The sequence below is a fragment of the Chamaesiphon sp. VAR_48_metabat_135_sub genome, from assembly GCF_031418915.1.
In the GTDB taxonomy this organism is placed as follows: domain Bacteria; phylum Cyanobacteriota; class Cyanobacteriia; order Cyanobacteriales; family Chamaesiphonaceae; genus Chamaesiphon.
Map to the genome: position 1 here is coordinate 65,095 of NZ_JANOJV010000256.1, position 8,589 is coordinate 73,683.

Annotated in this window: 10 protein-coding genes and 1 tRNA gene; 4 read left to right on the forward strand and 7 right to left on the reverse strand. The window is 44.9% G+C overall.

Features of this window, described 5'->3' with window-relative positions; genetic code table 11:
• Nucleotides 1–9: 9 nt before the first annotated feature.
• Nucleotides 10–348, forward strand: coding sequence for a type II toxin-antitoxin system ParD family antitoxin (locus tag RMO55_RS18110; protein WP_310428868.1), 339 nt, complete (start codon nt 10–12; stop codon nt 346–348).
• Nucleotides 341–643, forward strand: a complete 303-nt coding sequence (locus tag RMO55_RS18115) for a type II toxin-antitoxin system RelE/ParE family toxin (RefSeq protein WP_310428870.1) — start codon at nt 341–343, stop codon at nt 641–643. Before RMO55_RS18110 ends, RMO55_RS18115 begins: the two co-directional genes overlap by 8 nt.
• 76 nt (nt 644–719) lie before the next feature.
• On the opposite strand, the gene RMO55_RS18120 is transcribed toward RMO55_RS18115, so the two are convergent.
• From RMO55_RS18120 to RMO55_RS18130, 3 genes are all read right to left on the reverse strand, one after another.
• Entirely contained in the window at nt 720–1,145 is a 426-nt protein-coding gene (locus RMO55_RS18120) for a helix-turn-helix transcriptional regulator (RefSeq protein ID WP_310428872.1), read from the reverse strand.
• Between the two features lie 24 nt (nt 1,146–1,169).
• Nucleotides 1,170–1,322 carry a DUF6932 family protein gene (locus tag RMO55_RS18125; RefSeq protein WP_310428874.1) on the reverse strand — a complete coding sequence of 51 codons (153 nt, stop codon included), beginning with the start codon at nt 1,320–1,322 and terminating at the stop codon, nt 1,170–1,172.
• A 160-nt stretch (nt 1,323–1,482) separates the two neighbouring features.
• On the reverse strand, nt 1,483–2,646 hold the full coding sequence (locus tag RMO55_RS18130) for a histidinol-phosphate transaminase (RefSeq protein WP_310428875.1): 1,164 nt from the start codon (nt 2,644–2,646) through the stop codon (nt 1,483–1,485).
• Between the two features lie 171 nt (nt 2,647–2,817).
• Here RMO55_RS18130 and RMO55_RS18135 point away from each other — a divergent pair.
• Nucleotides 2,818–2,890: transfer RNA gene (locus RMO55_RS18135), tRNA-Glu, on the forward strand.
• A 176-nt stretch (nt 2,891–3,066) separates the two neighbouring features.
• Nucleotides 3,067–3,933, forward strand: a complete 867-nt coding sequence (gene rsmH / locus RMO55_RS18140; protein WP_310428877.1) for a 16S rRNA (cytosine(1402)-N(4))-methyltransferase RsmH — start codon at nt 3,067–3,069, stop codon at nt 3,931–3,933.
• A gap of 460 nt (nt 3,934–4,393) precedes the next feature.
• Here the strand turns inward: rsmH and clpX are convergent, their stop codons facing one another.
• From clpX to tig, 4 genes are all read right to left on the reverse strand, one after another.
• A complete protein-coding gene (gene clpX / locus RMO55_RS18145; RefSeq protein ID WP_310428878.1) occupies nt 4,394–5,785 on the reverse strand; it encodes an ATP-dependent protease ATP-binding subunit ClpX in 1,392 nt (463 codons plus the stop codon).
• Nucleotides 5,772–5,945 carry a hypothetical protein gene (locus tag RMO55_RS18150; RefSeq protein WP_310428880.1) on the reverse strand — a complete coding sequence of 58 codons (174 nt, stop codon included), beginning with the start codon at nt 5,943–5,945 and terminating at the stop codon, nt 5,772–5,774. The genes clpX and RMO55_RS18150 overlap by 14 nt, the downstream gene beginning before the upstream one ends.
• Nucleotides 5,946–5,993: 48 nt before the next feature.
• Nucleotides 5,994–6,641, reverse strand: a complete 648-nt coding sequence (gene clpP, locus RMO55_RS18155; protein WP_310428882.1) for an ATP-dependent Clp endopeptidase proteolytic subunit ClpP — start codon at nt 6,639–6,641, stop codon at nt 5,994–5,996.
• Nucleotides 6,642–6,866: 225 nt separating this feature from the next.
• Nucleotides 6,867–8,246 (reverse strand): trigger factor, encoded by a 1,380-nt coding sequence (gene tig, locus RMO55_RS18160; RefSeq protein WP_310428884.1) that lies wholly within the window; start codon nt 8,244–8,246, stop codon nt 6,867–6,869.
• Nucleotides 8,247–8,589 lie beyond the last annotated feature (343 nt).

Here is an 8,589-nt window from a genome sequence, read left to right on the forward strand (position 1 = left end):
ATTCATAAATTGTCACTACCTCAGCTACAATATTTTACAGTACAATTGATTGGTAGCTCGATCGAGTCTCAACTAATGTTAAATGTACCTTTAACACCAGCAGCACAAACATTCATTCAAGACCAACTCGATCGGGGTAAGTACGGCTCGATCGATGAAATCCTGCTCGCAGGCTTAGAGCTACTAGCCGCAAAGGATGCCATAGAGAAAGCTAGATATGACGAACTCCGTCGAGATATTGAGATTGGACTAGCAGAAGCAGAAAGAGGCGAACTGATTGATGGAGAGGAACTATTCGAGCGATTGAGACAAAAATCGCAACAGCGGCGCACGAACCACGATGACTAAAGTTTGTTTGTTTACTGCTAGCGCAAGCAGGGAATTAGAAGGTATTTTGGATTATGTAGCTAGTTACGGTAGTCTCGATGCATCAGATCGGCTATTAGGTAGAATTAACGCTACTTGTCAAAAGATTGCCAATTTTCCAGGAATGGGTAAAAGTCGTATGGAGTTCCCGCATGGAGTTCGTAGTTTTCCCGTTCGAGACTATTTGATTTGCTACCGAGAAACCGATATTGGTATAGAAATTCTGCGGATAGTGAGTGGTTATCGAGATTTAGAGTCTCTATTTGTAGAAGAATAAATCGTAACTTCTCCATAACCGCTGGTAAATAGCCTCACAAACGTCTTGTCGTTGAGTAAATCTCGATCGAATTGACTTATCGAGCATTTCCCACAATCGTGGCTGGAATTGCCGCATTTAGAGCATTCCAAACCTCCGTCAACCGTTGATAACTAATCGATTCATAACCAGTGGATTCATATCTTTGCACCATTTGTTCCTTGATACCTAGTTTTGCCGCTAATTCCCTTTGAGTCATCCCCAAACTAATCCGTTTTTGAATCAATACCTTGGGCAAATCCTCGATCGCGCCCATCGTAATTTCGACATTACCTGCCTTCAATTCATCATATTCACACAATTGGGACTGCATTCGATCGATTTGAATTTGAAAGCTATTTTGCATCGCCGCTAGTTGTTGCGGCTGCAAATTTGATGCTTGTTCTCGCAATTTCTCGATAACTTGTTGTAATTTGTCTATCTCGCCTTTAGTAACCTTATACTGATGTTCGTTTTGAATCATGATTAATTACCTGTTTGCGTCAAACTACTGAGATCTATCGAGTAATTTGAGTGCAAACATCAAACCAGACAATAGATTTGCACGACGAGAATTATATCCATATCGCTCCCAGAAATCGACCCAACTCACATCCCAAATACCTGGGGGTAAATAGCCTCGATCGGTAAATGGGGGCATTTAAGTTCTTCTCCATCGAACATGACAAAAAGGCTGCGCTAACAATTAGCATAACACAACTTTTTTGTTGGCAAAGCTTTAAGCCAACTTTTTTGTTAAATCAATGCTGAAAAGAGAAATCGATTTAGCCTTGACATCCAAAACAGGAAAATACCCGATCTTAAGTCTGGAGTAACCGATCGATTCTGGCACAAGTTCGATCGTTTTCAGATGGAGCACCGATCGAAATCCGCAATCCACCGCCAGTATGTCGGATTGAGGTTCCCTGAATTTTCAACTGTGCGACTAATTCAGTCATCACCAGATCTGGATTATCCACACCTCGAATCCGAGCGTAGATAAAATTAGCATCACTACGCCATACCTGGAGATTAGTAATCCCAGAGAGGGCGGTAAATAATCGATCTCGTTCGCTCATTGTCTCAGAAATTGTAGACAATAATAAACTGCGGTGCTGCAATACCAATTCTGCTGCCGCCAGGGAAAAGCTAGGCAAATTGTAAGGCAATCTTACCTGTTCTAAAGTTGCAATTAATTGAGGATGTCCGACAGCATAACCCACCCGATGAGCCGCTAATCGAAAGGCTTTCGAGAATGTCCGTAAAACCACCCAATTAGGATGTTGGGCTAATTCTGCTACTACTGTCTGCTGGCTAAACTCAAAATAAGCCTCATCGATTACCACCAAAATATCTGAAGATAAACCTCGCAGCCACTCCAATTCCGCCGCCGTCAACGCATTACCCGTCGGCGAATTGGGATGCACCATAAATACCACCCGAATTGGCGGATTTTGGTTCTCTTTAATCGCACTCCGAGCCGCATCTAAATCGACTTCAAAATTAACAGCAGATCGATCTACACTCACCACAGGTATCCCCAACGTTTGCGCCAGAATGCCATACATACTAAAAGTTGGCGCGGCGACTAAAATACTGCCCTCACCACCAACACAAGTCGCAATCAAGATCGATCTCAATAACTCATCCGAACCATTCCCCACGCAAATCTGGCTGGGCAGGATGGAAGGATGATTGACCGTAAATTCTGTCACATAACTAGCGATCGCCGCTTTGAGGCGATTGTGCCCCCCATCTGGATAACGATTGCTCTCGATCTCGTCCATCCAGACTTTTCCCAGTTCCTGCTTCAATACTAATGGTAAATCGTAGGGACTCTCGTTGGTATCGACTCGATCGATCTCTACCTGCACAGATTCTGCGCCACCAGGATGGGGCGTGTAGGCTTGCAAACTAGTAAGTTCGCTTCTAATGAAGGATAATGCTGTGGATGCAGTCGGAGTAACCGTAGAAGGGATAGTCATAGCAATCGTTGGCGAAGCCTTTCGGAACGAGAATCAGATTTGAAGTTCCATCATAGATCGATTCGCTGTTACAGCGGGTGAATCGGTTTAAATATCCGACGGAAAAAAAGATCTGGTTTAGCTATTGACATGACTAAAGATATGCCCTATATTGATAAGTGTCTGAAACGCGGCCCCATCGTCTAGAGGCCTAGGACACCTCCCTTTCACGGAGGCGACAGGGATTCGATTTCCCTTGGGGCTACTTCAGAATTTATAAAAAAAGAGGTTAGACACTTTCGTCTAACCTTTTTTTGCGTTTGTGAGCAGCCTCAATTTATAACTATCCCTTAAATCCTAAAAGAGAGGGCGGGTTGAAATTTAATCTCTGGCTTCGTTTTAATTGATTTTATAAACCCGCCCCTACAGATCCTAATTCTTATGAATCCCGATTTCTCGCACATCCCCGTTCTCAGCCAGGAAACAGTCACTGGTTTGGGCGTAATTGCAGGTGGTTGGTATTTGGATGCCACAGTCGGTGGTGCTGGGCATAGTGAGCTGATTTTACAAGCCGCGCCTGATGTAAGATTAGTGGCGATCGATCGAGATTTACAAGCTTTAGAGGCAGCCAGAGCGAGACTCGCACCATATGGAGATCGAGTCCAGTTTTGGCACGGAAATTATGCCGACTATCAACCTTTAGAGCAGAAATTCGATGGGATTATTGCCGATTTGGGTGTCAGCTCGGTGCAATTAGATTTAGCAGAGCGAGGATTTAGTTTTCGGAATGAAGCACCGCTAGATATGCGGATGGATCGATCTCAAGGTACCACAGCAGCCGATTTAGTCAACTATACCTCTGAAGTCGAATTAGCGCGGATTATTTTTACCTATGGTGAAGAACGCATGTCTCGCCAAATTGCGCGGGATATCGTTGCTGGAAGACCATTTACAACAACTACCCAATTAGCTTATGCGATCGGTGGTGCTGTGCCCAAATCTTATCGTTATGGTAGAATTCACCCAGCTACACGCACTTTTCAAGCTCTGAGAATTGTCGTAAATCAGGAGTTAAGTTCGCTGGAAAAGTTCTTGGCTATTGCTCCCACTTGGCTCAAGCCGCAAGGTAAAATCGGGCTGATTAGCTTCCATAGTTTGGAAGATCGGATTGTCAAGCATACCCTCCGCGAGAATGAGAGTCTCAAGGTATTAACTAAAAAGCCAATTATTGCCACGGATGTAGAATTAGCCGCCAATCCCCGCGCTCGATCGGCTAAACTGCGGTGGGCTAGTTTAGTCGATCGTTGATAGCTATGCCTTGATTCTATATTCAAATTACGATCGTGCAAGGTATCTAAACAACAAAAACGGCTGGTAATACTATTACCAGCCCCTGAAAGCTTAAACCCCGATTTCCCTTAGTAATGGTGAATTTACAGTTAGGTCAGCACTACTAAAAAAGAATTATTAAAATTCGTGTTGCTACACTTAAGTAAATTAAATTAGCGGTTTGAATCTATATTTATATAGTACCCTATTTTTAGAGCTTTTTATATCAGCCATTTGATGTAACTTACTGCTAAAGTCTTTCGGTCGGGATCTAAGCACCGATGCTTGTCGAGCGATTTTCAGTCAAAGTGGCAAATAACAAGGAGTTGAGGGAGGTGTTCCGAGCCAGAGCGATCGAGAACATCCTGATGCTTCGATCGCTCTCTGACTCAGTTTGGGTCAATCATCTAAGATATTTGGCTGACTGACAACATGAAAGCTATGCTGACTCTGGTTTGGGCACTGAGGTGGGGTGGATCAATAGTTCGGCTGTCGATCTTTTTTCGACCATTTCGCGAGTAATGATACAACGGGTCAAATCCTTGCGGGAGGGCAGTTCGTACATCACATCGAGCATTAACTCCTCAACAATTCCCCGTAAGGCTCTAGCTCCAGTTTTGCGGCGGTGGGCTTCTTTGGCGATGGCGCGAATTGCATCGGGATGAAATTCGAGGGCGACATTATCCATATTCAACAGTTGTTCGTACTGCTTGACGAGGGCACTGCGCGGCTCGGTCAAGATCGAGACGAGGGCATTTTCGTCCAGTGACTTGAGAGTGGCGATGACTGGTACTCGACCGATGAATTCAGGAATTAGTCCATATTTGACTAGATCTTCTGGTTCTAGATGTCTCATCATATCTGCCGAGCGCTGTTCGCGATTCAGGGTTTCGCCCTGCTGGATAAAGCCCATCGACTTTTTACCCAGCCGCTGTTCGATCACCTTATCTAGCCCGACAAAGGCCCCACCACAGATAAACATGATGTTGCTGGTATCGATTTGAATGCAGTCTTGATACGGGTGTTTCCGGCCGCCTTGGGGTGGTACGCTGGCGATCGTGCCTTCGAGCATTTTCAGCAATGCTTGCTGGACACCTTCGCCAGAAACATCGCGGGTAATTGAGGGGTTTTCACTCTTGCGGGCGATTTTATCGATTTCATCAATGTAAATAATGCCGCGCTGGGCTTCTTCTACATCCATATCAGCAACTTGGAGCAGTCGGAGCAGAATATTTTCGACATCTTCACCGACATAACCTGCTTCGGTGAGGGTGGTAGCATCAGCGACCGCGAAGGGGACATCTAAGACTTTTGCCAGGGTTTGGGCGAGCATAGTTTTACCGCAACCAGTCGGCCCAATTAGCAAGATATTAGACTTTTGGAGTTCGACCCCATCATCGGTGGCGTTAGCTTTGTGGACTCCATTTACGCCTGTGGGGGGCTGGGCGGGGTTGGAACTGCTAGTTTTGGCTTGGGCATAGCTCAAGCGTTTGTAATGGTTGTAGACTGATACAGATAAGACTTTTTTAGCTTCATCTTGACCGATGACTCGATCGTCCAAAAATTTCTTTAGTTCTCGCGGTTTGGGCATCTGGCTGAGATTCATCGGCACAGATTCGCGCCGTTTGCGAGGTGGCTCCGACTTCGCTGGTGGATGATGGGCCGGACCATTAGGATCTAGTAATTCTTCATCGAGGATCTCATTACACAGTTCTACACATTCGTCACAGATATAGACTCCCGGCCCCGCAATTAGTTTGCGGACTTGCTCCTGCGATTTGCCACAAAAAGAACATTTGAGATGGGAGTCATAATTTTTAGTAGGTGACATAGTTGGAGCGCGTGCCTCGTGAAGCAAGATGGAGTAATGTTGGTAATTCAGTTATCAGCGATAGTTTCACTGGTCGGTTATCGGTTAGGTTGAGTGGTGCGAGGTGTTTCATCGCTGCTCTTGCCCAGCGGCTGTGCCCACTATTATGGCGAGATTCCATCGCAACTTGGGTCGATGATCACCGTTCGCTAATAACCGATTGCCAATTTTAAGGACGATCGATGATGCGATCGATTAAGCCGTATGCTTGAGTTTCGGCTGGTGACATCCAAAAGTCGCGTTCGGTATCTTCGGCAATTTTCTCGATCGATTGTCCGGTATACTCAGCCAATAGCCCATTGAGATGATTTTTGAGGTAGAGGATTTCTCGTGCCTGGATTTCGATGTCTACAGCTTGTCCCTGAGCACCACCAGAGGGTTGGTGAATCATAATCCGCGAATTGGGCAAGGACATCCGTTTACCCTTTGTGCCACTGGCGAGTAAAAACGCGCCCATACTCGCAGCTACACCATAACAAATCGTCACTACATCGGGACGAATTTGTTGCATAGTGTCATAGATTGCCATGCCTGCGGTAATCGATCCGCCTGGGGAATTAATATACAACTGAATATCTTTTTCGGGATCTTCTGCTTCTAAAAATAACATTTGGGCGACTAGTGTGTCTGCCACATTATCATCTACTTGAGTACCTAAGAAAATAATTCGTTCGCGCAATAACCGCGAGTAGATGTCGAATGCCCGTTCGCCGACTCCAGATTGCTCTACCACCATCGGAACAACGTTGGTACCTGCGTAAATTCCACTCTGGCTGTAACTAGTAATCGACCCGTAATTAGAGTTAGATCCAATCATGATGGAGAATGTGTGATAGAAAATCGAGATGGTGATTAATAGGCAAAATTCACCTATTAACCGAATTATACCAACTCTTTAGGTCTTAGGCTTTAGGCTTTGGGCTTTAGGGTTCGGCTTTTACCACTCTTTAGGTCTTAGGCTTTATGCTATCACTACATAGGCATCAAGTGTCATGAGTTTAAGTCTCCAATTCTCTTACCCCTAACGCCTAAAGCCTAATCCCTATTCTGCTACTGCTTCTGCGAGGATATCGATCGCTTCAGATTCGCCTTGTGCTGATTCATCATCAGCGGGTTTTAAAGAACCTTCAGGTACCAATTCTACGTTGGCGTGTTCCTTGAGCCACTCTAAAGTTTTCTCCTTTTGGAGATCTTCGGTAATGAATCCCCGCAGACGATTTTCGTCGATATCTTGACCGACTAATTGAGGCAGAACCTCAGACATTTTTGCTGCGAGATCTTCGTCACTCACAACGATACCCTCTTTCTTCGCAATTTCCTCGATCGCGAGTTGCTGTTTGAGGTTATTAATAGCATCGGTACGACAATTCTCTTTCATTTTAGGAATTGTTTCGCGGGTAAAGAGTTTGTTGACATCCATCCCATACTGGCTGAATTGATTAGCCATTTGGTTGAGGATATTCATTGTCTCCCGCTCGATCAGCGTTTCGGGTAAATCTGCCGTGGCAATATCGATCAATGCGGTTTCGATCGCGTTGATGATATTCTGGTCGGTAGATTTTTTCGCTTGCTCTTGGAAGCGTGTGGCAGTCGATGATTGGTACTCGGTCAGGGTATCAAAATCGCTGGCTTCTTTAGCAAAATCGTCGTCTAAGCTGGGTAATTCTCGAGCTTTGAGATCTTTGAGGACAACATTAAATAGCGCGGGTTGAGCGGCTAAATCTTCGCGGGGATAATCTGCGGGGAAGACAACATTAACATCACGAGTGTCGCCAATACTCATCCCGACAATCCCATTGACGAGATCGCTGATAAATTTGCCGTCAGATAGTTCAATGTCAAAATCCTCAGCCTGAGCACCTTCAATTGGCGTACCGTCGGCTAGTTTACCTTTGTAGTCAACGACCGCAATGTCATCGAGTTGAGCCGCTCTACCAACGACTGGGATAATTGTCGCTTTTTCACGGCGTTGTCGATCGATAAAATCTTCGACTTGAGCGGCATCATAAACGATTTCCTCAGCTTTGATAGCCAATCCGGTATAAGTGCCCAGACTGACGACTGGCGGTACATCTACCGCCGCATCAAAAATCAAGTTTTGTCCAGGGACATAGCTCAAAAGTAAGTCGTCAAAATTAGATGTGATTTGGTAGTTACCAATCGCGGGAACTTCGGCTTGTTTGATTGCCTCATTAATTGCTGGTTCGAGCAAAGCTTCGAGTGCCATTGCTTTAATTTGGGCTTGTCCCATCCGTTGTAAGATTACTTGCCGAGGGATTTTCCCTTTACGGAACCCAGGAATACTGGCACTGGTAGTCAATTTTTTGATTGACTGTTCGTAATATTTAGTCGTTTGGTCTCCGGTAACTTCAATCTTTAAACCAATCCGGCTTTGTTCGAGTTTTTCCTGGGTAACTTTCATGATGAGTATGTCTAACAACAGTCAATGACAATATATATGGGGCTAGCGATCGCGTAGTGATGATATGCTGAATCTATAGCTAGTCAGATTACTAAGGGTACCATGCCTACGTATAGGCATACCGCTATAGTCGGATCTTATCAAAATAAAATCCGAAATCGATCGGCATTATTTACCTATTCGATGATAGTACATCAAAATTAGCTTGTCGATCGGTCAACCCAGAAGTTAAATTTCTGGGGTTATTTTTATGTATTTATAGCCTCGATCGACTATTTTTGTTGGGTAGTTATCACTGGCTGACTGAAAAGGCGAACTGCGAATATCCCCCCAGCTAAAAATA